The organism is Pseudofrankia asymbiotica (genome assembly GCF_001983105.1).
GTDB lineage: Bacteria > Actinomycetota > Actinomycetes > Frankiales > Frankiaceae > Pseudofrankia > Pseudofrankia asymbiotica.
In genome coordinates, this window is sequence record NZ_MOMC01000088.1 from 13,451 (window position 1) to 38,920 (window position 25,470).

Here is a 25,470-nt window from a genome sequence, read left to right on the forward strand (position 1 = left end):
GCCGGCCTGACGGTATTGGGTTAGAAGGTGATGGTCTGTGGCGAGGACTGTGGGCATGCCGACCGAGCCGGACACAACGCCGGAGACTCAGCCCTCCACCGAGAGCCCGCCACCAGCCGGCGAGCAGGCCGTGACCGGCGAGCGGACCGCGACCGAGGACCAGGCCGCGGCCGGGGAGCGGGGCCCGGCCCGAGAGCTGCCGCCGGAGGCTGAGGCCGCGATCCCGCTGCAGCAGGACGGAGGCAAGGGGGAGAGCGACAGCAGCCTCACCATCGCGATCGCCTTCGGGGCCAACCTGGTGATCGCGATCGCGAAGTCTGTGGCCGCGCTCCTGACCGGTTCGGCGTCGATGGTCGCGGAGGCCGCGCACTCGTGGGCCGACGCGGGCAACGAGGTCTTCCTCGTGGTGGCGGACCGGCGATCCCGCCGACCACCGGAGCCGACTCATCCGCATGGATTCGGCCGGGAGGCGTACGTCTGGTCGCTGTTCGCCGCCATGGGACTGTTCGTCGCGGGCGGCGCGGTCTCCATCACCCACGGTGTCCAGGAACTGTTCGCCGCGGAGTCGGATGGTGGCGCCTACATCGTCGGGTACGTGGTTCTCGCGGTGTCGTTCCTGCTGGAGGGGACGTCCTTTCTCCAGTCGGTGCGGCAGGCCAGGCCGGAGGCCAGGTCGATGAACCGGGACGTGATCGAGCACGTGCTGGAGACCACCGACCCGACCCTGCGGGCGGTCTTCGCCGAGGACTCGGCGGCGCTGGCCGGGATCGTGCTCGCGGCGCTTGGCCTGGCATTGCACCAGATCACCGGAGTAGCGGCGTTCGACGCCGCGGGGTCGATCCTGGTCGGGGTGCTCCTGGGAGGGGTCGCCCTGGTCCTGATCAGTCGCAACCGGCGGTTCCTCATCGGGCAGGAGGCCGATCCGCAGGTACGGATGGCGACGATGCGGGCGCTGTTGGAGATGCCGGAGGTGGAACGGGTGACCTACCTGCGGGTGGAGGTCGTCGGCCCGCGGATGATCACCGTGGTCGGCGACGTGGACCTGGTCGGCGACGACATCGAGCCGCGCGTCGCGGTGCGGCTGCGCGAGATCGAGGCCAGGCTGACGTCCTCGCCCGCCGTCGTGCACGCCGTGCTGAGCCTGTCGGCTCCCGACGAGCCCTCCGTGACGCCGTAGGGGCTGCGGCCCGATCCTGCCCGGAGCTGGTCAGAACCGCGGTGATCCGGCCGCAGCAACCCAGGACCCGGCCGAGGCCCAGCCCGTCCGACGAGGAGAGCAGACATGAGCGCGCGGATGCAGATCGGCGTCGTCTATCCCCAAACCGAGCTTCGAGGAGACCCGACCGCCGTCCGGCGATTTGGCCGGGCGGTCGAAGAACTGGGGTTCGACCACATCCTCGCCTACGACCACGTGCTCGGTGCCGTGCACGCCGACCGAACGCCACCGCTAACCGGCCCCTACACGGAAACCGACCCGTTCCACGACCCGTTCGTGATGTTCGCCTACCTGGCCGCCATCACCCAAAGAATCCATTTCACCACCGGAGTTCTGATCCTTCCGCAACGCCAGACAGCACTCGTGGCCCGACAGGCAGCTGACCTCGACCTCCTGTCCGATGGCCGGCTGCGCCTCGGTGTGGGAGTCGGCTGGAACCAGGTCGAGTACGACGCCCTCGGGCAGGACTTCCATACCCGTGGCGCCCGACAGGAGGAACAGATCGAACTTCTGCGCCGGTTGTTCACCGAACCCGTCGTCGACTTCGCCGGCCGCTTCGACCGGGTCGACAGAGCCGCCCTCGTACCGAAACCAACCCGGCCCATCCCGATCTGGCTCGGCGGATCCAGCGACAGCGCGTTCGACCGGGCCGCCCGGCTAGCCGACGGGTTCATGTTCTTCGGAGGCGGCATCGACCACACCGTCGACGCGTGGCGACGGCTGCGCGATCGAGTGACCAGCCACGGCAGGTCGGCCGACGACTTCGGCGGGGACTACGTGGTGCTACCCCAAGGGGGCATCGACGGCCTCACCGCAGAGACCGAGGCCTGGCGCGCCGCCGGTGGCACCCACCTCTCGGTGATCACGATGGGCCTCGGCCTCGATTCCGTCGACGCCCACCTCGACTATCTTGCCTCGGCCGCGGACACACTCAGCCGGGCTGTAACAGGCGCCTGACTCGCCGCAACGACGACGAGGACCAGACCCGCGACCAGCGCCCGACGACGGCTATAAGCCGGCCGCTGACCCTTCGGCGACGTCGTTCTGCACCTGGCCTTGATCTTTTCCAGACCTTCATTGGTAGATCAGACCCATCAGATGACCTGGCTGCGAAAGCGGCGGGACGGAACATGCACAAGAAGACGGTTTGCGACCAATTGAAACCGTGAAATGGATACAGCGAGACAAAATACGAGAATTACAGGGTTGGACTACGCCCCGACAGGCCACCGGCCGGCCGCGGCGTCCTCGTCAGGAGCGGCGGCCAAGCACCACGTACTCGCGCACGCCCGCGCTCCCGACGTCCCCGGTGAACCGCCCGGTGCGGGGATCGCGGCCCGCGGGCAGGATGCGTCGTCCCTCCTGGACGCGGGGGGTCACGCGAACGTCCGTGAATCCAGCCTCGGTGAGCAGCTCGCGGAATCCGCCGGCAAGGTCGAAGACGCGGCCGGCACGGACCGTGTTTGCGACCGCGTAAACGACGACGCCGCCTGGTGCCACCACCCGGAGGGCCTCGGCGACGTGACGCCGCAGACCGTCGACATAGGCCCGCAGAGCACGTCCGAGAACGGTGCACTCAGCGCGGAAGTCCTGCTCGTACCAGGAGCGGAAGGCGGGCGGCAGGCAGATGTGCCCGGTCACCGGGAGCTGCCCGTACTTCGCGCCGACCTGCATGTGGCGCCGCATCGGCCAGTCGAAGGCGAGATACGACAGGCGTTGGACGTCGAAAGAGTCGTACGTGACGAAGTACGGCGGTGAGGTCACGATGGCGTCGACGCTGGCGTCGGGCAGTGCCAGATGGCGCGCGTCGCCATGAAGGATTACCGCGGGCGGGCGGGCGCCGCGCGTGCGGACATGGGGGGCCGCGCGGGGTTACGGGCCGCCTCGAACGCGGCCAGTTCGGCCTCGTAGTCGCGGGCGATCTGACGGGCCCACCGCCGCGGGCTGTGCGCAAGCGGTATGGGCACCCGATGGGGATCCGCGGTGACCTTCACCGAGTCGACCAGCCAGCGGGAGGACGGTCGCAGCGACTGGGAGAGCGCGATGAGGGCGAAGCGGCGCAGTCGTTCATCCTCGATGGCCAGCACGGCCGGCCTCCATGCGGTGAGGAGGCGTGCGTTGTCGTCGCCGAGCCAGCCGGCCAGCTCGTCGCCGACCGCGGAGGTCGCTGCCTGGGGTATGCGGATGAGCCGCTCGCAGTGCGCCGCCGCAGCCTCGGGGTCCGGTGGTGGGTCAAGGCGGAGACGACCGATCGTCGCGCCGAACTGGATGGGCGACGCCGGCACTCTCAATCACATCCACGGGCAGTACCGCTCCCACGTCTACCTTTCTGACGTCGTCCGGCCGAGTGGCCGAGTGACCGGCAAGCATCTCGACCAGAGCGGCGATAACGTCGTCGAAATCGAGACCTGGGCAACCAGCCAGCGCGGACAGAACGTCATGCCGGGCACGGCTACCGTCGCGCTTCCGCGCAGGCCATGAGAGGTGTGAGATGGGCAAGATCATTGTCGGCGTCGATGGAAGTGACACAGCGAGCAATGCCGCGGCTAGAGCGGCGGTGCTCGCTTCCGCCCTCGGGCATGAGCTGATCGTCGTCAGCGCCTTCAGCTCAACCGACCCGTTGCAGATGGGCCGGCCCGGCGACGAACTCGACCTGTCCGCGAGCGATGTCGCGCTGAAGATGGCCGAGCAGGCGATCGAAGATCTCCCGGCCGACCTCGCTGGCCTGCCGACCACTCCTCGCTCGGAGTTCGGCAAGCCGGCTGACGTGCTCGTCAGTGTCGCCGAAGAGCTCGGGGCGAGCATCATCGTGGTTGGCAACAAACGCGTCCAAGGCGTCACCCGAGTCTTGGGTAGCATCGCAGCGGACGTCGCCCGTCACGCGCCTTGCGACATCCTCATCGCGCACACCCACTGAGGAGATGTCGCCGCCGGCAACATCGGGATGCCGGCACGTGTGATCGGTCGTAGGACCAACCGCGACCTGCCGATGATCATATGGGCAGATCGAATGCGCGAGGCGATGGCCGACCACGAGTACACCCTGCATGACTTCGCCATGCTCAAGGCACGCTGGGGCGTCTCCATCCAGGCACTGATCATGCGAGGCGGCTGTTGAGCGGGAACGACGACGATACTGGACCGTTGTGCTCGCCACTGTGCTGGTCAATCGCGTCGCGCGGGAGGCGGCCGAGGCGGTCACGGCGGTGATTCACCGCTGCGGCGCGGTCGTGGAAGCGTGGGGCGCTGCCGCAGATCATCTTGACCGGCGCTACCTCAGCTGCTCTCTTTGGAGGCGCCCCACCGAGTGAGCGCGACTCGGGCCTTGTCAGGCGGGGAAACGTACGCGAGGTCCATTCCGCGATGCTCGACGGCTCGGTCTACTCACCGATCGCGACCGCTCGACGACGTCTTACCGATCACCTGCACCTGCTCGGCGTCGTACTCACTCCCGAAGTCGAGCATCGCGTCGACCGCGCCGACGAGCGGGCCGTGATGGACCCGTCGCGTAGCAAGGTCGACCCTGTATAGACCAGCCCCACGGCCCAACAGCGCCGTCAGGAGTTGGCCGGGCGGGGCCATCCGCCGAACTGCTGAGCAGCCGCGTCGCCGAAGCCGGCTGGCTCTCCCGCCTCGGCGAACGTGCGAGCTATCTGGCGCATCTCCTCCTCCCAGCGCCACCCCTTGTGGGCTGCCGCGTCGAGCGCGGCGGCGTGGCGTGTGGCGAGCTCAGGCTGAGAGCGCGCCCACTCTGCCGCGAGTGCTTCGTCCACACCGTGGCGCGCCGCGACGCGGCAGGCACTGATCAGCAGGGCGGAGGTGATCTTGGTCCACGCCGCATAGGTCATCTTCAGCGCCGACGCGGCCGTGTTGTCGCCGTTCAGCACGACAGCTTCGATGCGGGTGCCGCGAAAGATCGCGGCGACGTCCTCGGCTCGCTCCCCGGACAGGAACACGCGGGTGGTCCCGGGTTGCTCCGGCGGCGGCCCGATGATCCCGCCGTCGACATACGTGGCTCCGCGGGCCTGAACCACCGCTGCGACGCCGGAAGCGGTGCCCGGGCTGATCGCGTTGGCGTCCACGTACAACCCGGAGAAGCCGGCAACCGTCCGGGCGGTCTCCGCCGCGGCTGCGGGTGGGCAGATGGACAGGACAACGTCGCGGTCTCTCAGGTCGACCGACTCGCGCATCCCCGCGGCATCCGCGCGACGGCGCGTGCTCGCGCTTCGTCCGGCTGGCAGCCAGGTCACGTCGTGGCCGGAGCCGACCAGCGCCCGGCCCACCGCCGCGCCCATCTGCCCCGGGTGAAGAATCGCGATGCGGCTCACCAGGGCATCATCCGCGGTCCGTCACCGCCAGTGGACATCGACCATCCGGCCGCCTCGCGGCCCAGCAAGGTCGGGAGTCTCTGCTGCATGTCCGTGCTCAGATCTCGACGAGGTAGCTCGTGAAGCCGCCGTCGCCGCTCGAGCTGGCGCGAGACCTCGGCCGTCAGCAGACTCATCTGCCAGCAAAGCGCCGGTCCCGGGAGGTCCCGGCGGGCCTCAGGAGGACTGAGGCGTCACTGCGGGCGGCGTAGGCCGGCGACGAGGAACTCCACCAGCCGGCGTGCGTCATAGCGATGGCTGGTGTCGGCGCCTATGCAGATGCCCCCGACGCCGCGCATGAGCTCGTAGGCGTCCAGGTCGGGGCGGATCTCGCCGGAGCTTGCCGCGGCGTCGAGCAGTTGGGCACAGACAGGTACGAGCCGGTCGAGGAAGTAGGAGTGCAGGGGATCGAAGCAGGGGTCGCCGGACTGCAGCACTGAGGCGAGCCCGTGCTTGGTGACCACGAAGTCGACGAACAGGTCGATCCACCGTCCCAACGCGGCGTAGGGACTGGCGCTGGTCGCCAGCAGGTCGGGGCCGGCCTTGGCGAGGGCCTCGACCTGGTGCCGGTAGACGGCGATGATCAGATCCGCCCGCGTCGGGAAGTGGCGGTAGATCGTCGCCGTCCYGACTCCCGCCCTGGCCGCGATGTCACGGATCGGGGCCTCCACGCCGGACTCGACAAAGATCGCGGCGGCGGCGTCCAACAGGGTCTTCTCGTTGCGCCGCGCGTCCGCCCGCTTGGGTCGGACCGCCTGCGCCGTGTCCGGGTCGCTGTCGCTCACCGCGGTCCTCCCCTCGTCCGTCGCCGTGCTTGCTAAACGGGACAGTGTCCCGTATCGTCAACCGGGACGGTGTCCCGCTTCTTGATGATGCCAGATCGCGGCCCCGACAACCAGAACGCGCCTGGTCACCGCGTGGCGCCACCGATCGGCCGAGCGGCGGCACCGACGCCCGTCCCACGGTGCCGCGCCCACGCCTACGCGCGGCCTGGGAGCCGCTGGAGGACGGCGCGGATAGCGCGCGACAAGGCGGAGCTCGCGCGTCCACACGTCGAACGGCTGCTCGGGTGCCGGGCCGGCCCGGCGTGCCTTGTCAACGTCAGCCGGACCCGCCGCGAGACAGCCGCGAAACAAACCGAAAAACTGAAAGGGAGAATTCTCCATGGCTGAAACAGGAACGGCGACCACGGACGCAGCCACAGGTGAACCCGCCCCGGTCGTCTCGGTGAAGCCGGTCGTGCTGCCGGCGCCGGGCCGTGGTGAGGACCTGCGGGTGCGGGTGTCCGCGCCCGCGACCGGACGTGACCTGCCCGTCGTGGTCTTCTCGCACGGATTTGGCTCGTCGTTGGACGGCTACGGCCCGCTGGCCGACTTCTGGGCCGCGCACGGCTTCGTGGTGATTCAGCCGACCCATCTCGACTCGCGGACGCTCAACATTCCTCACGACGACCCCCGGACGCCGCGGATCTGGCGTTTCCGCGTCGAGGACATGAAGCGCGTCCTCGATCATCTGGAACTCCTGGAAGCCGCCGTCCCCGGCCTCGGCGGGCGCGTCGACCGAAGTCGCGTCGCCGCGGCCGGGCACTCCTTCGGGGGCCAGACGGCGGGCAACCTGCTGGGCCTGCGAGTCCTCGGCCCGGAGGGCAAAGAGGGGGATGACCTGTCCGACCCGCGGATCAAGGCGGGTGTGCTGTTCGCGACCGCCGGACTGGGCGGGGCCGACCTGTCTCCGTTCGCGGTCGAGAACTTCCCTTTCATGAACCCGAGCTTCGCGGACATGACCACGCCCACCCTCGTGGTCGCGGGGGACCGGGACGACTCGCCGCTGACGGTTCGGGGGCCGGACTGGATGACCGACCCGTACTTCCTGAGCCCCGGCGACAAAAGCCTGCTCACCGTCTTCGGGGCAGAGCACTCGCTTGGCGGCATCCCCGGCTACGAGGCCAGGGAGACGACGGACGAGAGCCCCGAACGAGTCGCCCTGATCCAGCGGGTCACCCTCGCCTATCTCCGCCACGCCCTCGGCATCGAGGATTCCAGCTGGCTGGCGGCGCGGAAGGCCCTGACGGAGACTTCCAGTCCGCTGGGCCGGCTTGAATCCAAATGAGGCGGGATGGGTCAATGGCGTGGGCGGCGGGGCCTGCTCTCCCGCTATGAGGGTTCGGGCGCGGTGATCGGTTCGAGGATGCGTTCGACCTCCGCGTGGCCGGTGCCGGCGGCGTGGTGGGAACGCCCCGCCCGGCACAGGTCCAGCGGGGTAAGCCCGTCGGCGTCCCGCTGGTTGGGATCGGCGCCGAGGGCGAGCAGGCGTTGGACGCTCGCCGGTCGCCCGTTCGCGGCGGCGAGCCGCAGCGGATGGCGGCCCCAGATCTCGTCGACCCCGTCGACGGGCGTGCCGGCCGCCACCAGCGCCTCGATCACCGCCAGCCGCTCGTGGTCCGCGGCCATGATGAGCGCGAGGAGGCGCTGCTGCGGGCTGGCCTCCCCGAGAGGCCAGCCGCTGATGTCACCGGCCGCCGCGCCGATGACCAGGTCACCGACCCGCGCGCCGGCCTTCACCAGGACGTCCACCACCGCGGTCATGCCGAACACGGCCGCGTGCAGCAGGGCCGTCCCACCCGGAACCCCGCCGGACGTCGGCGACGAGGTGGCCTCGAGGTCGGCGCCCGCCTGGATGAGGACCTGGGCGACCTCGGCGTCGCCATAGCTGGCCGCGGTGATCAGCGGAGTCTCCGGGCCGCCCGGCTCGCCGTCGACCGGCGCTCCGGCGGCGAGCAGCACGTGGGCCAGGGGCGCGGCGCCGGGTACGTCCCGCCAGACGTCGCGGGACGTGTCGTAGCGCAGCATCGCCACGTAGTCCAACGGGGACGCGCCCAACGGGTGGTCGCACCACTGGGTCATCTCGGCGACGGCCAGGCGCGGCTCGCGGGCGAGGAGGTCGGCCAGCCCGGCGGCGTCGACGTCGTCGAGGATCTCGCGCCGGTCGACCTCGGCCTTCAGCCGGGCCCAGCTGGCGAACCCGTACTCCCGGGCGACGGCGAGCTGGGCGTTCGCGAGACCGACCTCGGTCCCGACGGCGTGAACACGCGCCAGCGCGGCGGCGTCACCGCCCTGAGCGGCCCGCAGGAGGTCTCTGGCCTGGTGGCGAAGCTGCTGGAAGTCCGGGCGGGCGGGAAGACTGGGCATGACGTCCCCTCGTCAGCTCGCGGTCCGCGCGCCGAGCCGGGAAGGAGAACGTCACCAGCATTGGGCACATCACGTCTCTGAAGGTGGACTCAGTCCTGCCCGCGGACCCGGAAGCGCCCTCCCGCGCTCACCACCCATCGTAGCCACCACCGCCGCCCCCAGGCCGAAGAAGGAGAACGCCGGCGTAGATCGCTGTTCGTGCCCTCCCGCGGTCACTATCTGGCCCGGCGTCTTCCAGCGGTGCTCGCGACATCCTGGCTTCTGGGGGTTGTGAGGATCGTTTATGGGCGGCGGCGCGCGTGGGTCTGTCCGTTCAGACGATGTCCCGGCGGCGGAAACCGGTGAACGCGACGACGAGGAACAGCGCCGCGACGCCCGTGAGCCAGGCCAGGCCGGGCCAGTCGGGGGCGGCGGCGGTGACGTTCGGGACGTGGCGCAGGGGACTGATGCCCAGCGCCCAGCCGGGGAGGTTGAACGTCGGCCCCAGCAGGGTGAGCCCGAACGTGGCGACGATGCCGAGCCAGGCGACGAGCCGCCTGCTGGGCACGGCGCCGACGGCGGCCAGCGCCAGGGCGACGAGGGTCCACACGGCGGGGATGGTGACCAGCGCCTGGGTGGCGACGTCACCGGCGGCGATCGTGTCCTTCTGGGCCGCGGCGACCAGGCCGAGCGCCGTGCCGGCGACCGCGAGGGCGACCGCGGGCGCGGCGAGGGCGACGACGGCGTTGCTTGCCAGGTACACATGTCGCCGCAGGGCGCCGGCGAGCAGCGGTTCGACCCGGTAGTCGACCTCCTCGGCGTGGATCCTCAGGGCGACCTGGACGCCCGCGACGGCGGCGATGATGCCGACGAGGTTCAGGATCGTGATGAGGAACGCGAAGGTGAGCCCCGCGGGGTCGGTCGCGCCGGCGGCGAGGGTGCCGGCCAGGGCGGGGTTGTCGCGCAGGACGTCGCCGAGGGAGGTGGCGAGGTTGCCGAAGATCAGGCCGAGACTGGCGAAGGCGACCAGCCAGGCGGCGAGCGTGCCGCGGTGCAGCCGGAAGGCGAGGCCCCACACGTTCGCCGTCGCGCCGCCGCGAGCGGGGCCGCGCCGGGGCGCGATCAGCCCGAGGCCGTAGTCGCGGCGACTGTGCAGCGCGGATCCGGCCAGTACGAGGGCGATGGTCAGGGCGAGCGCGGCGAGCAGGGGCCAGGGGTTGTCGTCGGTGGCGGGCCTGGTCCGGGACAGCCAGCCAAGTGGGGTGGTCCAGGAGGTCCAGCCGGGGGCCTCGCTGGAGTCGAGATAGCCGCGGATCACGTAGCAGACGCCGAGGACGGCGACGGCGAGGCTGTCCGCGGTGCGGGCGTCGGAACCGAGCTGGGCGCAGATCGCGGCCACTCCGGCGAACACCAGCGCCGAGGCGGTGAACGTCGCCGACAGCGTCAGGGACGGGAGCGCCGCGCCGCCGCAGGCGACGGTGAGCGCGAAGCTCACCATTCCCAGCGCGGCGGCGGCGACGGCGGCGAGGAGAACGGCGACCGCGAGCCTGGCCTGGCGGCCCAGCACCCCCGAGGCGAGAAGCTCGGCCTGGCCGGAGTCCTCGTCGGCGCGGCTGTTGCGGATGACGATGAAAATCTCCATCAGTCCCGCGAAGAACGCGCCGAGGGCGCCCGCGCGCCACGCGTTGAAGCCGTCCGGGGTCGTCAGGTCACGGGCCGGGCCGAAGATCAGGGCGAGCGCGGGGTTCCCGCCCAGCGAGTGCGCCAGCTCCGCGCGGTCCGAGGCGTCGGGGAAGATCCAGGCGTAGGCGAGGATCGAGGAGGCGGACAGCGCCGAGATCAGCATCACCCAGGGCGCGATGGCGCGGGCGTTCTGGCGCAGCGCCACCCTGAGCAGCGGGCGGGCGCCGGTGAAGGCCGTCATGGCCGGGAGCCTCCGGTGGGCGGGCCAGCGTGACGGTGATCTTGACTCGGGTCTGGCCGCGCAGGTCCCGCAGGGTGCCGGTGCGCACGATGCGCCCCTGGCGGACGATGCTGACGCGGTCGGCGAGCGCCTCGACCTCGCTGAGGATGTGGCTCGACAGCAGGACGGTGCGGCCGGCCTCCTTCTCCTTGGCGATCTCCTCCTGGAACACCGCCTCCATGAGGGGGTCGAGGCCGGAGGTCGGTTCGTCGAGGATGAGCAGCTCGACGTCGGAGGCGAGCGCGGCCACGATGGCGACCTTCTGCCGGTTGCCCTTGGAGTACTGGCGGCCGCGCTTGGTCGGGTCCAGCTCGAACCGCTCGATCAGCCGCGCGCGGCGGGTCTCGTCGAGGCCGCCGCGCAGGTTGCCGAGCAGGTCGATCGCCTCGCCGCCGGTCAGCGCGGGCCACAGCACGACGTCGCCCGGCACGTAGGCCAGGCGCCGGTGCAGCGGGACGACGTCACGCCACGGGTCGCCGCCGAGCAGCTGGACGGTGCCGGCGTTGGCGCGCAGCAGGCCGAGCAGCACCCGGATCGTGGTCGACTTCCCGGCGCCGTTCGGGCCGAGGAAGCCGTGGACCTCGCCGCGGGCGACCGTCAGGTCGAGCCCGTCGAGCGCGGTGAAGGAGCCGAACCTCTTCACCAGCCCCTCGATCCGGATCGCCGGCTGGGCCGCCGCCGGCGCGTGCGTGACGCTCATGGATGAGCTCTCTTCTGTAGGACTCTGTACGGCGGGGTCAGCCCAGTGGGATCAGTTCAGTGGGGAGGGGCGATCAGGTCGACGGATCGTTCTCCGCCACCGCGTGGGCTCCGGGAAGCTCGCCGAGGAGGTACCGGGTGATCGTGGGCGTGATCGTGGCCACCAGCACCTCGGCCGGCAGACTGGCCAGCGGCTCGACGGCCAGCACCCGGCGTGCCACGACGAGCCCGAGCATCTGGCTGGCCACCAGGCCGATCCGGACCTCGGCCTCGGCGGGATCGACACCGCCCAGCAGCTTGCTCGCCGCGATCCGCACCACGGTGGCGCCGAGGAACTCGCGCATCAGGTCCGAGGACTCCTGCCGCGCCAGCACCGTCCGCAGGAAGCTGACCATCGCCGGCCCCGTCTCGGGCCCGTCCCACACCCGCAGGAACGTCCGCACCAGCCGTTCGGGAGCCCGCTCCACCCCGGCGGCGAAGATCTCCTCCACCAGCTCCTCGGGCTGGATCGGCATCTCCAGGGCCGCGCGGAACAGCCCCTCCTTGGTGCCGAAGTAGTGGTGCACCAAGGCCGGATCGACCCTGGCCTCGGCGGCCACGGACCTGATCGAGGCGCCCACGAACCCGCGCTCGGCGAACAGCATCCGCGCGGCGCGCAGGATCTCGGCCCGTGCCTCCGACTGGCCGGGACGCCGCCCGACGCGCCTGAGCCCTTCCTCGTCCGGCATCCCGCCCCCTCTCCAAATCTCAACGCCCGATGAGTTAAGGCTAGCGGCGGACCTCGCAGAACTCAACAGGCGGTGAAATATGAGCCGGGCCACCCGCCCGGGCCCGGGCCGAACCCGCGATCCGGCCGGTCATTCCACTGGCGGGCGCCCCTCACAGCGTCGATCATGGCTACCGTTCACGGACGTCGCCGTGAGCCAGGTTGTGACCGGAGGTAGCTGATGAGCCCGCTACGCGTGATCCAGTGGGGGACCGGGAACGTTGGCCAGCACGCCTTACGCGGGATCATCCGGCGGCCGGATCTCGAGCTCGTCGGCGTGCACGCCCACTCGCCGGCCAAGATCGGGCGGGACGCGGCCGAGCTGTGCGGGCTGAGCGAGCCCACCGGCGTCGTCGCCACCGACGACATCGACGCGCTGCTGGCCCTCGATGCCGACTGCGTGTCGTACACGGTCCAGGGCGAGTCCCGGATCGACGACACCATGGACGAGTTGTGCATGATCCTCGCCGCAGGCAAGAACATCGTGAGCACCGCGCTCGTCTTCCTGATCAACCCGGCGTTCCTCGACGACGCGACCCGCGGCCGGCTCGCGGCCGCCTGCGAGAAGGGCGGGACCACGCTGCTCACCTCGGGCATCGACCCCGGCTGGTCCGGGGACGTGGTCCCGCTGCTGGTGGCGCAGATGTGCGAACGCGTCGACTCGATACGGGTCAGCGAGCTGATGAACTACGGCGAGTACGCCGACCCGGCCTTCACCGGAGAGGTCTTCGGTTTCGGCCTGCCGCTCGACCATCCAGCCGCGCTGTTCGAGCCCGGGGCGGTGACCTTCGGCTGGGGCGGGATCGTCCAGCTCCTGGCCGACGCGCTCGGCTGGACGCTCGACGAGATCCGCGAGGAGCATGAGCGGCTTCCCGCCCCGGAAACGTTCCACACGGCGATGGGCCGGGTCGAGCAGGGCACCACCGCGGCCGTCCGCTTCGACGTGACGGGCATCGTCGGCGGCCGGCCCGCGATCACCGCCGCCCACGTCAACCGGCTGCGCGACGACATCGGCCCGGACTGGCCGATCCTGGCCGGCGGCCGCTCCGGCTACCGCGTCGAGGTCACGGGCCACCCGTCGTTCACGCTYGAACTCGAGCCCCGTCTCGACGACGGCGGCAGCCACGCCGTGGCCGGCCTCATCGGCTCCGCGATGCGCATCCTCAACGCCATCCCCGCCGTCTGCGCCGCCCCGCCCGGCCTCGTCACCCCCCTCGACCTCCCCTTCTTCACCGTCGGCGGCGCCTGAGGGCACACATGCTTGGCAAGTCCGGGTGTCGGCAAGTCCCGGTGGGAGAACAGGACGATTCGGCGAACAGTCCCCCCGGGCCGTGTCAGCCAGTTGATCAGGTCGTTCGGCGGCCCGTCCTGCCGGCCCTTGCCAAAGCATGGGAGCGGGCCGCCTGGGCGAGGCCCAGGCAGGCTCCGAGCAGCGCCACGGCGGCGAACAGCGCCTCCGGGAGACTCGGCGGCCAGGGCAGCCGCTTGACGTAGAAGAGCAGGAACGACCTCGTGACACGGATCATGRCTTCGTCGGCCAGAGTGTTGGTGGCGTCCTCTCCCGAGGTCCCGATGATCAGGGCCGGAAGATGGGCGACCACGAGCAGTGGGGCGAGCAGCCAGGCGGCCACGCGACGCCGGAGGAGCACCGTCACCGTGGACAGCGCCAGCACGGAGAAGCCGGCGGTCGCGACCAGACCGGCGATCTCCTGGACCTGGTAACCGTAGGAGGTGTTGTCCCAGGCCGGGAACGCGACCAGGAGGATGGCCGCGATCTCGATGAGGCCACAGCCCGCGTAGCACAGCACGACGGGGCGTACGCGGGGGAGCAGGACCAGCCCGGCGAGCAGCCCGACAAGCAGTGCGCCGAGACGCCCGGACGAGATCCTCGCCGCGGACGCGACGTAAGGATTCATCGAGAAGGCGTACATGAGCCAGGCGAGATGGGCGCACAGCGCGCCCGCCAGCACGACGACCACGGCGAACAGCCGCCCGAGCCAGCGCCGTGCCGTCGAATCGGTGGGCGTGGGGTGAGCGGGATGCGCGAGTGCCGCGCTCGGCGCCGGCTCGGTGGCCGGGCGGTCGACGACGCGAGAGGTCGCCGTCCCTGTTTTGGGCCAGTCCTGCACAGCACCCCCTGTCAGCGGGATGCCAGGTCAGTGGCCTMTGCGCCGGAATGTCCGGCTGGTATCCGCTGAGCCGGTCAGGAGCCTGACGGCGACCGTCCACGAATGCCGAGATCGCCCTCGACGGCCTTCGCGCCACGCTCGACGGCCTTCGCGCGCCCGCTGGCCTTCGCGGTGCCTACGGGCTTCGCGGTGCCGCTGGCCTTCGTGCCCCCGGCGGGCTTCGTGCCCCCGGCGGGCTTCGCGGTGCCTACAGGTCTCGCGGTGCCTACGGGCTTCGCGGCGCTGGCCGCGGGGCGGTCGTCGCTCTTGAGGACGGTGCCGTAGCCGCCGTCGTGGTAGACGAGTGGCTCCGCCGTGGGGTCGACCTGGCTTTCGAGGATCTCCGCGACCACCAGCCAGTGGTCTCCCGTGGCGGAACGATCCCGGATCCGGCAGCGCAGCCAGGTGGTGGCGTCGAGCAGCAACGGCTCACCGGTACCGAGCCGGCGCCAGCGGGTGGGCGCGGCGAACCGGTCGACGCCCAGCGCGGCGAAGCGCGCGGCGAGCTCCTGCTGATCCCGGGACAGCAGGTGAACGAGAAGCGTGTCGGCGGCGCGCAGCGTCGGCGCGATCGACGACCGGACCGACAGCGCCAGCGCGAGCAGCGGGGGGCGTTCGGAGAGGGATGCCACGGATGTGGCGGTGAATCCGACCGGGCCGCGCGGTCCGGACATCGTCACGATCGTGACGCCCGCCGCATGTCGCCGGAAGGCCTGACGCATCGCCTCGGCGCCGGCGTCGTCGCTATTGCCACCCACGGGCCGGGAGGCCGCCCGCGGCGAGGACGGCGATGTCGGCGATAGAGGCGACGGTGTGCGGTTCGGCATGTTCGGACTCTGCTCCGTTCGTGCTCGTCCACCCTGCCCGTGCGATCGGTGCGGACACACGCGCCCCGAGCCGGCACCGGGGTACGGCGTCGACAAGACATGCCGTGTCCAGGTGGGCCGTCCCCCGAACACTACTGACACACACGCCAACGTTCGAGGCCTCGCCGCCCTCTGCCGTCACCCTCCGCCGCCGTCACGCCTGATTCGTCGCGATCGCCCCCTCTCGCCCAGGGGAGCTGTGCGGCTACGGCCCGCGCTCGCCACGGCGAAGCGGGGGCGCTGCTCGTGACCACCCGAGGGCATAGGCGGCGATCATGGCGCTCGGCTGACGTGGGCGGTCGTGGGCCGTGGGGCGGTGTTGCACTTCCAGCCGTCGTGCGCGGTGGCGAGGCTCGTGACTTCTGCGCGGCTGACCTGCCCGGCTGCCTGCGCTGATTACCGTCTGAAACTCTGGCGGGGTAAAGAGAACCGTGAGTGACGGATTCTCGGCGCGCCGAGAATCCGCCGCGGGGCAGAAAGTTATTCTGCCAGTTGGGCGTGGTTCCGCGCGTGAATTACCCAGCGCTACCTTCACGTAGGTGGAAGGTGGCGGTCGTGGCCCCGGCGGGGTTCGCGGTCTGGGCGGTGCTCCGGGCTCGGCGTTCCCGAGTGCCTCCGTGCGTGCTCCTGAAGGCTGGTACTTGACAGCGGTGCCGCTGGTGCTTCAYGCGCGCGGGTCTTCCTTTGATGTGCCGTCGGTTCCGTCGGGTGCTGATTTCCTACGGCCGGATCTGTCTTTTTGCTTGACGGTCTGTTGGTCCATGCGTCACGATGGCGCCCGGTTTTTGTTTCGTCTGCGCCAGTGTGGTGTGCCGTCGTGTCGTGGCGGCGACCTGCTGGTTTTCGCTGCGCGTRCACGGTGTGGTGCCCGTGGCTTTCTCTGCCTTTTCTCCGTGGTTTTTGCCTGCCCCGAGGAGTCGGTGTGATGGTGGCCGCGCCCGCGCGTCGGTTCCCTGTTCTGCGCCTGCTGTGTGTGCTGCTGGCGGCGGTGCTGGTGATGACGGTGGTGGAGTTCGTGCCGGCGTTGCGGGCATCGGCGCGGGAGGCCTCGCCCGCCACGCCGCCGGCGGTGGCGATGGCGGACCTGGGGCCGGCGGAGCGTCCGGATGTGGTGTCGGCGCAGTTGGCGGCGCGGGCGGAGAAGCGGCGGATCGAGGTGACCGGGCTGCGAACGGAGTCGACGTCGACGTTCGTGAACCCGGACGGGTCGATGACGCTGGACGCCTATTCGGGTGTGCGGCGGGTCCGTGACGGTGACGGTTGGGCGGACATCGACACGACGCTGGTGCTGGATGGTGGCCGGGTGGTGCCAAAGGTCGCCAAGGCGGGGATCGTGTTGTCGGCCGGGGGGAAGGCCGCGGGCGACGTCGCGACGTTGACCGACGGCGGCCATGAGGTGGCGTTCGGCTGGCCGTCGGCGTTGCCCGCCCCGGTGTTGAAGGACAACACGGCCACGTACAAGAACGTCGCCGCTGGCACGGATCTGGTTGTGAAGGTGACGCCGACCGGTTATGACGTGCAGGTCGTGGCGTTTACGGCGGCAGCGGCGCAGGCGGCGTTGCGGTTGCCGATGCGGTTGCGTGGGGTGACGGCGTCGCGGACCGACGGTGGTGAGCTGCGGCTGTCGGCGGGTGGGAAGGTGACGGCCAGGTCGCCGGCGCCGCTGATGTGGGACGCGCATGTGGATCCGGCGACCAGGCTGCCAGACCGGGTCCGTGGGGTGGACGCGGCGCTGGACACGGCCAAGGCGGATGCGCCGACGTTGACGCTGAAGCCGGACAAGGCGTGGCTGACCGACGGTGCGCGGCAGTACCCGGTGACGATCGACCCGGCCGCGACCCTCGCGGACAACCTCGACACCGACGTGAACAACGCGAATCCGACGACGAACTACGACACGTACGAGCTGTTGCGGGTGGGGAACTATCTGGGTGGGCCGGTGAGCCGGTCGTTCCTGCGGTTCGATGATTCGCAGATCAAGAACACGCATGTGACGTCGGCGACGTTGAACCTGTGGCAGGGCGGGTCGGCGACGTGCACGGCGCAGCCGATCGTGGTGCAGGGTGCCGGGGGGATGAGTCCGGGGACGACGTGGAACACCCAGCCGGCCTCGGATGGGATCACGTGGGGTTCGGGGTCGTTCAACAACGGTGGGTCGTGTACGTCGTCGGGTGGGACGAACATCGACATCACGGGGTTGGTGGACGCGTGGGCGCACAACGGGTTCGCGTCGCCGGAGGCGTTGACGTTGCGGACGCCGAATGAGGGGGACGCGAACCAGTTCAAGTACTTCTACTCGGGTGACACGTTCCTGGGGCCGCACATCAGCGTCACGTTCAACTCGTATCCGGGGACGGTGGCGGGGCGGTTCACGTCGCCGTGTGTCGATCCGAACTGTGGTGGTCCGTCGTCGATGGTGTGGACGAACACGACGACGCCGACGTTGAAGGGTGGTTCGTACGATCCTGAGGGCGCGCCGGTGCGCCTGGACTTCGAGGTGTGGAACGCGAACGCGACGGTGCTGGTCGCCTCGGGTTCGGTGTCGAACATCTCGGCGAACGCGACCGGGTCGTGGACGGTGCCGTCGGGGCTGCTGGCGAACGGTGGGCAGTACCAGTGGCGGGCGCGTGGGTTCGACGGGTTGGACTATTCGCAGAACTGGTCGGGGTGGATCCCGTTCACCGTGGACACGACCGCGCCGGCGGCGCCGAGCGGGGTGGCGTCGGTGGCGTGGCCCGCGGGTGGGTGGGGTTCGGCGACGACGGGGACGTTCTCGTGGACGTCGCCGGGCGGGGACACGCAGTCGTTCCTGTATGGGGTGGATCAGCCGTCGCCGTCGACGGACACGGTCAACGCGGGGACGGCGACGGCGCCGGTCACGTTGGCCGCCGGGTTGCATACGTTCTATGTGCGCACGAAGGACAAGGCGGGCAACCTGTCGGCGGTGGTCGCCTACACCTTCGGTGTCGGTGCCGGAGCGTTGGCGCAGCCGGCCGAGGGCGAGCGGATCCAGAAGTACACCACGCTGGAGGGGCAGGCCCCGTCGTCACAGACAGGGGTGACGTTCCAGTATCGGCTGGGGACCAACCCGGCGACGCCGTTCGCGAACATTCCTACGGCGAATGTGGTGGTCGCGGGGACGTCGACGCATCCGTCATGGCCGATGGCCCGTAACGGGTCCGGGGCGTTTGACAAGTTGACGTGGGATTTCGCCGCGACGATGGCCACCTGGTCCGCGGGAGATGGCGCGGCGCAGGTCCAGGCCTGTTTCCGGGACGCGGGCGGGACGACGTCGTGCGTGTCGGTGCACACGGTGCAGTTCGCCCGGCGCGCGTTCGCGGACGCGGACGCCACCCAGCCGGTGGGGCCGGGCACGGTCGCGCTGCTGACGGGTGACTACTCGGTGTCAGCGACGGACGTGTCGATGCCGACCTACACCGGTGATCTGTCGGTGGGCCGGACGTTGACGACGTTGGCGGTCGGTACCGGCACGGTGGGGGTGTTCGGGCCGGGCTGGACGGCGTCGATGCCGGGGCCGGACGCGGGCCGGGCGGATGAGACGTTGGCGGACTTCACCGACACCCAGGGCTACGCGACGTTGACCGACGAGGCCRGCGTCCAGGACATCTACACCCGCACCGGATCGGGCGGCTATCCCTACAGCTATGCCGGGGTCGGGGACTCGGCCACCGATGGGTCGAAGCTGGTGAAGAACTCGGCGACGAAGTTCACCGTCACCGACGACGACGGGACGCAGACCATCTACGTCTCAAAGACCGTGGGCAGCGCCACCGTCTGGGTGGTCGACCAGGTCCTCGAGGCGGGGTCGAACACCAAGTCGACGTTCACCACCGACGCCTCCGGCCGGACGACACGGATTCTGGCACCGATGCCGACCAGCGACGCGTGCACCACGATGATCGCCGGCTGCCGGGCGTTGACGTTCACCTACGCGTCGTCGACGACCGCGACCGGGAGCGGCACGGATCCCGCGACGTGGGGCGACTACACCGGCCGGCTGACCGGCATCGCCATGGCTCTGGGTACCAGTGCGCCAGTGACGGTTGCCCGCTACGCGTATGACTCGACTGGCCGGTTGCGTTCGGCGAAGGATCCCCGAACCAACCTGGCGACCGTCTACAGCTATGACGGTTCCGGCCGGATCGCCACGGTCACCCCACCCGGCCAGGCGACCTGGACGCTGGCCTATGACGGCGCGGGCCGGATCGCGACTGTCTCCCGGCCCACGCCGGCCGGGCCTAACGCGACCCAGACGATCGCCTACGACATCCCGATCACCGGTGCCGGCGCGCCGATCGACCTGGCACCCGGCCAGGTGGCCGCCTGGGCGCAGACCGACCTGCCGATCTACGGCGCGGGTGTGTTCCCGGCCAGCCGTGTGCCCTCCTCGCCGCCGACGGCGACGGACTGGCCGTACGCGGACCTGACGTATCTCGATACCGGCGGCCGGGCGGTGAATGCGGCGAGCTACGGCAACGGCGCCTGGCAGATCACCACCACAGAGCACGACGCCAAGGGCAACACCGTCCGCACCCTGTCGGCCGAGAACCGCAACCAGGCGCTGACCCCGACCGCGGACACCGACCAGACTGTCGCCGCGCTGACCTCCCCGGCGGCCCGCTCCCAGCTCCTCGACGAGCAGACCGTCTACGCCAACGACGGCGTCGCGGTCACCGACACCTACGGCCCGACCCACCAGATCGTCGACAGCACCGGCGCCCGCTACTCCGCCCGCCAGCACGTCCACACCGACTACGACCAGGGCGCACCCTCCGCCCCCGACCCCTACCGGCTGGCCACCACGGTCACCACGTCGATCCGGCTGCCGAACGGCTCCGATATCGAGCCCCGCAAGACGATCAACGGCTACGAGGCCAAGACCGGCGCCGACCCCGCCACCTCCGGCTGGAACCTGCGCAAACCCACCACCGTGACCACCTGGATGGGCGGCGGCAGTACTCCCGACCTCGTCARCACCACCTACTTCAACGCCGCGGGCAACGTCGTCGAAAGCCGCCAGCCCAAGGCCAACAGCGCCGGCACCGACGCCTACACCACCCTCACCAGCTACTACACCGCCACCGGAACGGGTGCCTGCGTCAACGCCGCCTGGACCGGCCTGGCCTGCACTAGCGGTCCCGCCGCTCAGCCCTCGTCCGGCAACCCGCTACCGGTGACCAGCTACACCTACAACGACCTCGCCCAAGTCCTCACCTCGACCGACACCGTCAGCTCGACGACCCGGACCATCACCTACGCCTACGACACGGCGAACCGCAAGATCTCGGAAGCCATCGCGGCGAGCCCCGCCGCGAACGGCGGAACGGCCCTGCCGACCGCCACCTTCGGCTATGACAGCGCTACCGGTCTGGCCACGACCACCACCGCGAACAGCGTCACGCTCACGACCGGGTACGACTCCTGGGGCCGGATCACCTCCCAGACCGACGCCGACGGCAACACCGCCACCACCGGCTACGACCTCGACGGCCGCACCTCGACCGCAAGCGACGGCAAGGGCACCTATACCTACACCTACGACGGCACCACCGGCGAACACCGCGGCCTGCTCACGAGCCTCGACGTCGGGGCTGGCAGCGCCCCGTCCACTTTCACCGCCACCTACAACGGCGACGGGAAGCTGACCTCGCAGACGTATCCGAACGGGCTTGTGGCGACCACGCGCTATGACAACACCGGGGACGCTGTCTCGCTGACCTACGCCAAGGGTGGCACCCCGTGGCTGACCTTCGCCCAGACGAACTCCGTCTACGGCCAGATCCGCCTCGACGCCACCCCACAGGGCGGTCGAACGCTCGGCTACGACAATGCCAGCCGGCTCACCTCCGCCGCCGACACCGTCAGCTTCGGCGGCCCGGCCAAGTGCACCACCCGCGTCTACGCCTACGACACCGACTCCAACCGCACCGCGATGACCAGTTATGCCGACGCCGGCGGCAGCACCGCCGGAAACTGCTCCACGGCCACCGCACCCACCGGCTTCGGCTTCGGCTACGACCAGGCCGACCGGCTCACCAACAGCGGCTACACCTACGACCTGTTCGGCCGCACCACCACCGACCCCTACCCACCCGCCGGAACCGCCGCCACCCTCGCCTACTACGTCAACGACGTGGTCGCCGCCGAAACCGTCGGCTCCACCACCCGCACCTACGCCCTCGACCCTGCCCGCCGTATCCGCTCCTGGACCGACGGCACCACCACCACCAACCACTACACGACCAGCTCCACCGACAGCGCCGCCTGGACCGGCAACGGCACCACCTGGAGCCGCAACATCACCGGCATCGACGGCGGCCTCGCCGCCATCCAGGACAACGCCGGCACCGTCACCCTGCACCTCACCAACCTGCACAGCGACATCGTCGCCACCGTCCCCGACACCACCACCGCCACCTCCATCGCCAGCTACGCCGACAACACCGAATTCGGCCTCCCCTACTTCAACGCCTCCGCCTACCCCACCTACGGCTGGCTCGGCGCCAAACAGCGCTCCCGCAACACCCTGTCCGGCCTCACCCTCATGGGCGTCCGCCTCTACGACCCCAACCTCGGCCGCTTCCTGCAGACCGACCCCGTCCCCGGCGGCTCCGCCAACCCCTACGACTACGCCTACCAGGACCCCTACAACAGCTTCGACCTCGACGGCCGCTTTGGCTGGAAGAAGTGGGCAAAGCGCGCGCTGAAGGTCGCCACAGTCGGAGCCATGGTCGGATGTAGCGTCTGTGCTGGTGTAGTCGCAGGCTACTCGGCATACCGAGCGTACTCAGCGTTCAGGCGAGGAAACTACGCAGGTGGCGCATGGGCGATGGCCGGCGCCATTCCTGGTGCCCGAGGGCTCCGGGGTTTGACCCAAGCAGGCATGCGCGGGGCGAGGTACAGCGGCAAGATCTACAAGAGTGAGGGAGCGGCGCGGTCGGCCGCCCGGCGATACGCCAACAAGCATCCAAACACCTGTGCGTTCCGCGACGTCTGCAGCGCGCGCGACCATGTGCACGTCGACCGATCGTTCGGTGGAAGGATCGTTCACACCCGTCACTACTACTGGTAGCCAGCGAGGCGATATGTTCAAGGACCCGCGAGGCGTGTCGAGGAGCGTCGCGTCGCCGACGCCGCACGAAGACGTTCCGGAGCATCTCGTCAGTTCTCTACGTCGATTTAGAACGAGCCCCGCTGACGCCGACGCTCTCGATGAATGGCTCGACGAACTGTTGACTACGGCTCTGTCTCGTTCGAGCGACGACGAGGTCCGGGAGGTGCTCCTCGAGGCTGGACCGGGCTCTTTGGAGGGATCGCTTGAAGAAGTGGCCCAGGAAGTCCTCGCGGTCGTGAGAGCCCGACTCGGCGACCTGCAGGCATCGATAGAGACGCTGGAAAGTTGCCAGGATCTCTTGGATTCCGACTAGCCATCGGGACTCCGCGGAACCGACGGTGTATGAAGAGGGCGCTGAGCGGGCGTACTAGTGATGCCAGGTCAGAACGAGAAGGGGTTCCTCCTCGACGGACTCCCAGAGCCCGGCTGTCAGCGTCGATCCCTTCGCTGTCTGAGATGGATCGGTGGTGACGGCGGAGCGATGGGAGCTCCAAGCCGACAGAGCGTCCGTGCCGTCGAACCACTCCACGCGGGTCTTTTCGGGCAAGCCCCCGGGCCAGTAGACGAGTAGCGGACAACCACTGGCCACCAGGGCCCCAGCTTGCTTCCGCTTCATGCGCGTGCCGCGCCGCATGTACCGTCGGCCGTCCGGCCCCATCACCGTACCGGTGTCGATGGCGGACCACTGGTCGCGAGCCAGGTCGTAACGCATGCTCCGACACTATGGCGTGGGGCGCTGTATGAGATAGGCGAGCGCGCGGTGTCATGCTGTACCCCCGTCCCGGAGAGCGGCACCGCGCGGTGGGATCAGCGCGGCCCGAGACGGKGATCGCTCGAGTCTGCGGCAGAGGAAGGCGGCGCGGAGTGGCGAATCGTCGGGTCGAACCCGGCGGTAGGGTTGTGCGATGGTGACCTTCGCGGTTGACGACGTGGCGCTCGCGACCGAGGCGTTACCCACCCAGCCGGTCGCCGATCTGTACGGCGATGCGTTGGTGTTCGGCGGCGATCTGGGCACCCGGATACTCGTGCCGAACGGAGTGCATCCGCTGCTGGACGCCGTCGGACGCGCATTTGCCGATCATCGCCCGCTCGTGCTGTCCCCGGACGCGGTGTGGCTCACGATCCTGCAGGGCGTCGCTCACCATGTCCGTCTGCACGCCGAGGAGCTGCGTCCGCGGCTGGTAGGCCACAGCGGCCGCAAGCGGCTCACCGTGACGGTCGACGGACCCATGCCGCAGGACCCGAGATCGTGGCGTTACGTGGTAGACGTGTTCGATAAACGACTCGCCGACGAAGTCAGTACCGGCGACCTGTTCGAGTGCAATTTCTCTACCAGCACCGACGTCGAACGGGTTGCGGGACGAATAGTGTTCCTCGACGCGTACTCGCCGTATTTTGCATACTGGCTGGTCTGCATCTGCGGCATCCCGTCGATCACCTTGACGGGCACCGTCGAGGACTGGCGACAGGTCCGCGCGCGGGTCGACGCGATCGCCAGCTTCGGGCTCGAGACCTGGTGCCAGTCGCTCGCGCCGATCGCCGACCAGTTCGTATGTGCCGCGGCCGGTGACGTGGACACCGCCTTCTGGCGGCGCATCTACAACCCGATCGATGCCTACGGCGGCGAGATGATCACCGGCTGGGCGCGCGGCTCTATCCCTACCTCAGCGGTGACAACGTAGACGAGGCGCCAAATCCACTACTGGAGCTGCCCCTCGACGAGCCGCGCGACGTGACCAAAGACGGCGCCTTCTATGAGGGCCCGGGAGTTCACAGCAAGGACGTGCCCGCCACGCTGTCGCGGGTGGTCTTTCACGTCAACGACCGGGTCGACGGCGACAACCGGGCCGTAGCCCTGCATGCCGGGTTGGTCGGCGTCACCCAGGAGGACGGCGGGGCGCTGCGACCGGTCGCCGGCTGGCACCTGACACCGGCAGCAATCGAGATCGACGATGTGATCGATCGCATCATGCGTGATCATGCCATCACCCCACCGCGAGATGTGGACTGGTGGCGCGAGGCGGCGGTATGTGCCGAGATCCTGGCGCTGTACCGCCGTATCGGCTCCGCGACGCTGCTCGACGGCGCCTGGCGGATCCTGCCCTTTGCCGACCACCGCACGGTGTGGTTCGGCGACCACATGCTTTCGATTGTCGTGTTCATCGAGCTCGATGATGGCCGCAGCATCGGTGCCGTCCACGACTTCGACTTCGATACCCGGACAACCCATTGGGTCGCCTGCCGCGTCGAGGACGTCACCGACCCGGGCCCGGACTTGGGCCGCCGTAGATTCCGTCTAGCAGACGAGCCGAGCGAGGTATCCGTGTACGGCACCTCGCTGGCGCTCCTGCTTGACGCCGCCCTCCACGCGGGCGGAGACATCGCCCACCTGGAAACCGGTCGTCTCGACCAGCTTGACCAACCCGCCGCCTGATCGGTCTTTCAGACTTCCAGAACCCTGCTCGCTGACCTTGATCGGGCCTTCCGGCGCCCGCCATGTCTACGCGGAGAGTGCCAAACACCCACGCCTGACTCATCTTCGGAACTTGCGCCAGCGCTTCAGGTCGGCGCGTCCGTCGTTCTCGCGGCGTCCGGTTTCTTGCGGTGTCCGTCCAATCGGAGGACTTGCTCAGTCATGGGCGCCGTGCGCCCCGAAGCGGGCCAGGAGGAGGGCGAGCCTGCTGTCGTGGTGTCCACGGGGGAGTCTGCCGCCGCGCATGAGCGTGACGAGGCCGTGTAGGGCGGCCCAGAACGTCTCGGTCAGGATGCCGAGGTCGTCGCCGTCCGCGTGCGGTCGGACGGCCTCGGCCAGCTCGCCGAAGGCCGTGCGCAGGGCTGCTGGCGCTTCCGGGGTCGCGAACGGCAGGTTGACGGCCTGCGCGAACATCGCGTCGTAGAGGGCGGGGCTTTGGTCGCCGAAGGCCGTGTAGGCCTGGCTGACGGCGGCTAGTGCGCTGACCGCCTACGTTGGCTGGGGCGGAGTGCGGTGATCGGGTTGCGCCTGTCTGGGTGTTCGGGTGTGCACTGTCGGTACCGATGTGTGAGTGGTACCGGGAGGTGGACGTCATGGCGCAACCCGTGCGAGCACGGCGGCTGACCGACGAGGAGGGCCGCCGGCTGTTG

Annotated in this window: 20 protein-coding genes and 1 pseudogene; 11 read left to right on the forward strand and 10 right to left on the reverse strand. The window is 69.8% G+C overall.

The window, feature by feature from the left end:
* Positions 1–37: 37 nt before the first annotated feature.
* Both BL253_RS33850 and BL253_RS33855 read left to right on the forward strand, forming a co-directional pair.
* Positions 38–1,177 carry a cation diffusion facilitator family transporter gene (locus tag BL253_RS33850; RefSeq protein ID WP_241835385.1) on the forward strand — a complete coding sequence of 380 codons (1,140 nt, stop codon included), beginning with the start codon at positions 38–40 and terminating at the stop codon, positions 1,175–1,177.
* Positions 1,178–1,294: 117 nt separating this feature from the next.
* Entirely contained in the window at positions 1,295–2,173 is an 879-nt protein-coding gene (locus BL253_RS33855) for an LLM class F420-dependent oxidoreductase (protein ID WP_076821682.1), read from the forward strand.
* A gap of 294 nt (positions 2,174–2,467) precedes the next feature.
* Here BL253_RS33855 and BL253_RS33860 read toward each other — a convergent pair whose 3' ends face one another.
* On the reverse strand, positions 2,468–2,980 hold the full coding sequence (locus BL253_RS33860; RefSeq protein ID WP_076821655.1) for a hypothetical protein: 513 nt from the start codon (positions 2,978–2,980) through the stop codon (positions 2,468–2,470).
* Between the two features lie 56 nt (positions 2,981–3,036).
* On the reverse strand, positions 3,037–3,501 hold the full coding sequence (locus tag BL253_RS33865; RefSeq protein WP_076821657.1) for a hypothetical protein: 465 nt from the start codon (positions 3,499–3,501) through the stop codon (positions 3,037–3,039).
* A gap of 70 nt (positions 3,502–3,571) precedes the next feature.
* Here BL253_RS33865 and BL253_RS44955 point away from each other — a divergent pair, with 70 nt between their 5' ends.
* From BL253_RS44955 to BL253_RS42590, 3 genes are all read left to right on the forward strand, one after another.
* Positions 3,572–3,697, forward strand: a complete 126-nt coding sequence (locus BL253_RS44955) for a hotdog family protein (protein WP_274535293.1) — start codon at positions 3,572–3,574, stop codon at positions 3,695–3,697.
* A gap of 10 nt (positions 3,698–3,707) precedes the next feature.
* Positions 3,708–4,133, forward strand: a complete 426-nt coding sequence (locus tag BL253_RS33870; protein ID WP_076821658.1) for a universal stress protein — start codon at positions 3,708–3,710, stop codon at positions 4,131–4,133.
* A gap of 446 nt (positions 4,134–4,579) precedes the next feature.
* Entirely contained in the window at positions 4,580–4,747 is a 168-nt protein-coding gene (locus BL253_RS42590) for a hypothetical protein (RefSeq protein ID WP_158230473.1), read from the forward strand.
* A gap of 26 nt (positions 4,748–4,773) precedes the next feature.
* Here BL253_RS42590 and BL253_RS33875 read toward each other — a convergent pair whose 3' ends face one another.
* Together BL253_RS33875 and BL253_RS33880 are read right to left on the reverse strand one after the other, a co-directional pair.
* Complete coding sequence (locus BL253_RS33875) at positions 4,774–5,406, reverse strand: NAD(P)-dependent oxidoreductase (RefSeq protein ID WP_241835386.1); 633 nt, start codon at positions 5,404–5,406, stop codon at positions 4,774–4,776.
* Positions 5,407–5,777: 371 nt separating this feature from the next.
* Positions 5,778–6,368, reverse strand: a complete 591-nt coding sequence (locus BL253_RS33880) for a TetR/AcrR family transcriptional regulator (RefSeq protein WP_076821660.1) — start codon at positions 6,366–6,368, stop codon at positions 5,778–5,780.
* A gap of 379 nt (positions 6,369–6,747) precedes the next feature.
* Between BL253_RS33880 and BL253_RS33885 the strand changes: the two genes are divergently transcribed.
* Positions 6,748–7,692, forward strand: coding sequence for an alpha/beta hydrolase family protein (locus BL253_RS33885; protein WP_076821662.1), 945 nt, complete (start codon positions 6,748–6,750; stop codon positions 7,690–7,692).
* Positions 7,693–7,736: 44 nt separating this feature from the next.
* Here BL253_RS33885 and BL253_RS33890 read toward each other — a convergent pair whose 3' ends face one another.
* From BL253_RS33890 to BL253_RS33905, 3 genes are all read right to left on the reverse strand, one after another.
* Positions 7,737–8,771, reverse strand: a complete 1,035-nt coding sequence (locus tag BL253_RS33890; protein ID WP_076821663.1) for an ankyrin repeat domain-containing protein — start codon at positions 8,769–8,771, stop codon at positions 7,737–7,739.
* Positions 8,772–10,459: 1,688 nt separating this feature from the next.
* The gene (locus BL253_RS33900) at positions 10,460–11,413 is read right to left on the reverse strand and encodes an ABC transporter ATP-binding protein (RefSeq protein ID WP_081438969.1); all 954 of its coding nucleotides are present in this window, start codon (positions 11,411–11,413) and stop codon (positions 10,460–10,462) included.
* A gap of 73 nt (positions 11,414–11,486) precedes the next feature.
* Complete coding sequence (locus BL253_RS33905; protein WP_076821666.1) at positions 11,487–12,140, reverse strand: TetR/AcrR family transcriptional regulator; 654 nt, start codon at positions 12,138–12,140, stop codon at positions 11,487–11,489.
* A gap of 219 nt (positions 12,141–12,359) precedes the next feature.
* Here BL253_RS33905 and BL253_RS33910 point away from each other — a divergent pair, with 219 nt between their 5' ends.
* Complete coding sequence (locus BL253_RS33910) at positions 12,360–13,427, forward strand: NAD(P)H-dependent amine dehydrogenase family protein (RefSeq protein ID WP_076821668.1); 1,068 nt, start codon at positions 12,360–12,362, stop codon at positions 13,425–13,427.
* Positions 13,428–13,524: 97 nt separating this feature from the next.
* Here BL253_RS33910 and BL253_RS33915 read toward each other — a convergent pair whose 3' ends face one another.
* Positions 13,525–14,307, reverse strand: a complete 783-nt coding sequence (locus BL253_RS33915) for a hypothetical protein (protein ID WP_076821670.1) — start codon at positions 14,305–14,307, stop codon at positions 13,525–13,527.
* A 74-nt stretch (positions 14,308–14,381) separates the two neighbouring features.
* Complete coding sequence (locus BL253_RS45205) at positions 14,382–15,104, reverse strand: flavin reductase family protein (protein WP_338013766.1); 723 nt, start codon at positions 15,102–15,104, stop codon at positions 14,382–14,384.
* A gap of 1,033 nt (positions 15,105–16,137) precedes the next feature.
* On the opposite strand from BL253_RS45205, the gene BL253_RS33925 reads away from it, so the two are divergent.
* The 4 genes from BL253_RS33925 to BL253_RS33945 all read left to right on the forward strand — a co-directional run bounded on the left by BL253_RS33925 (position 16,138) and on the right by BL253_RS33945 (position 24,781).
* Positions 16,138–22,305 (forward strand): DNRLRE domain-containing protein, encoded by a 6,168-nt coding sequence (locus BL253_RS33925; protein ID WP_081438970.1) that lies wholly within the window; start codon positions 16,138–16,140, stop codon positions 22,303–22,305.
* A gap of 13 nt (positions 22,306–22,318) precedes the next feature.
* Positions 22,319–22,660 (forward strand): hypothetical protein, encoded by a 342-nt coding sequence (locus BL253_RS33930; RefSeq protein WP_131831647.1) that lies wholly within the window; start codon positions 22,319–22,321, stop codon positions 22,658–22,660.
* Between the two features lie 592 nt (positions 22,661–23,252).
* Positions 23,253–24,029, forward strand: coding sequence for a DUF4419 domain-containing protein (locus tag BL253_RS33940; protein ID WP_076821677.1), 777 nt, complete (start codon positions 23,253–23,255; stop codon positions 24,027–24,029).
* Between the two features lie 50 nt (positions 24,030–24,079).
* On the forward strand, positions 24,080–24,781 hold the full coding sequence (locus BL253_RS33945) for a hypothetical protein (RefSeq protein WP_076821678.1): 702 nt from the start codon (positions 24,080–24,082) through the stop codon (positions 24,779–24,781).
* Between the two features lie 195 nt (positions 24,782–24,976).
* On the opposite strand, the pseudogene BL253_RS33950 reads toward BL253_RS33945, so the two are convergent.
* Positions 24,977–25,285: pseudogene (locus BL253_RS33950) on the reverse strand (TetR-like C-terminal domain-containing protein); the annotation flags it as partial.
* Positions 25,286–25,470 lie beyond the last annotated feature (185 nt).

Bases quoted from the DNA above. Each gene is read 5' to 3' on its own strand.
- BL253_RS33905 (WP_076821666.1), bottom strand. From the start codon at position 12,140: ATGCCGGACGAGGAAGGGCTCAGGCGCGTCGGGCGGCGTCCCGGCCAG.
- BL253_RS33890 (WP_076821663.1), bottom strand. From the start codon at position 8,771: ATGCCCAGTCTTCCCGCCCGCCCGGACTTCCAGCAGCTTCGCCACCAG.
- BL253_RS33940 (WP_076821677.1), top strand. From the start codon at position 23,253: ATGGTGACCTTCGCGGTTGACGACGTGGCGCTCGCGACCGAGGCGTTA.
- BL253_RS33900 (WP_081438969.1), bottom strand. From the start codon at position 11,413: ATGAGCGTCACGCACGCGCCGGCGGCGGCCCAGCCGGCGATCCGGATC.
- BL253_RS33855 (WP_076821682.1), top strand. From the start codon at position 1,295: ATGCAGATCGGCGTCGTCTATCCCCAAACCGAGCTTCGAGGAGACCCG.
- BL253_RS42590 (WP_158230473.1), top strand. From the start codon at position 4,580: ATGCTCGACGGCTCGGTCTACTCACCGATCGCGACCGCTCGACGACGT.
- BL253_RS33885 (WP_076821662.1), top strand. From the start codon at position 6,748: ATGGCTGAAACAGGAACGGCGACCACGGACGCAGCCACAGGTGAACCC.
- BL253_RS33930 (WP_131831647.1), top strand. From the start codon at position 22,319: ATGTTCAAGGACCCGCGAGGCGTGTCGAGGAGCGTCGCGTCGCCGACG.
- BL253_RS33870 (WP_076821658.1), top strand. From the start codon at position 3,708: ATGGGCAAGATCATTGTCGGCGTCGATGGAAGTGACACAGCGAGCAAT.
- BL253_RS33875 (WP_241835386.1), bottom strand. From the start codon at position 5,406: ATGCGCGAGTCGGTCGACCTGAGAGACCGCGACGTTGTCCTGTCCATC.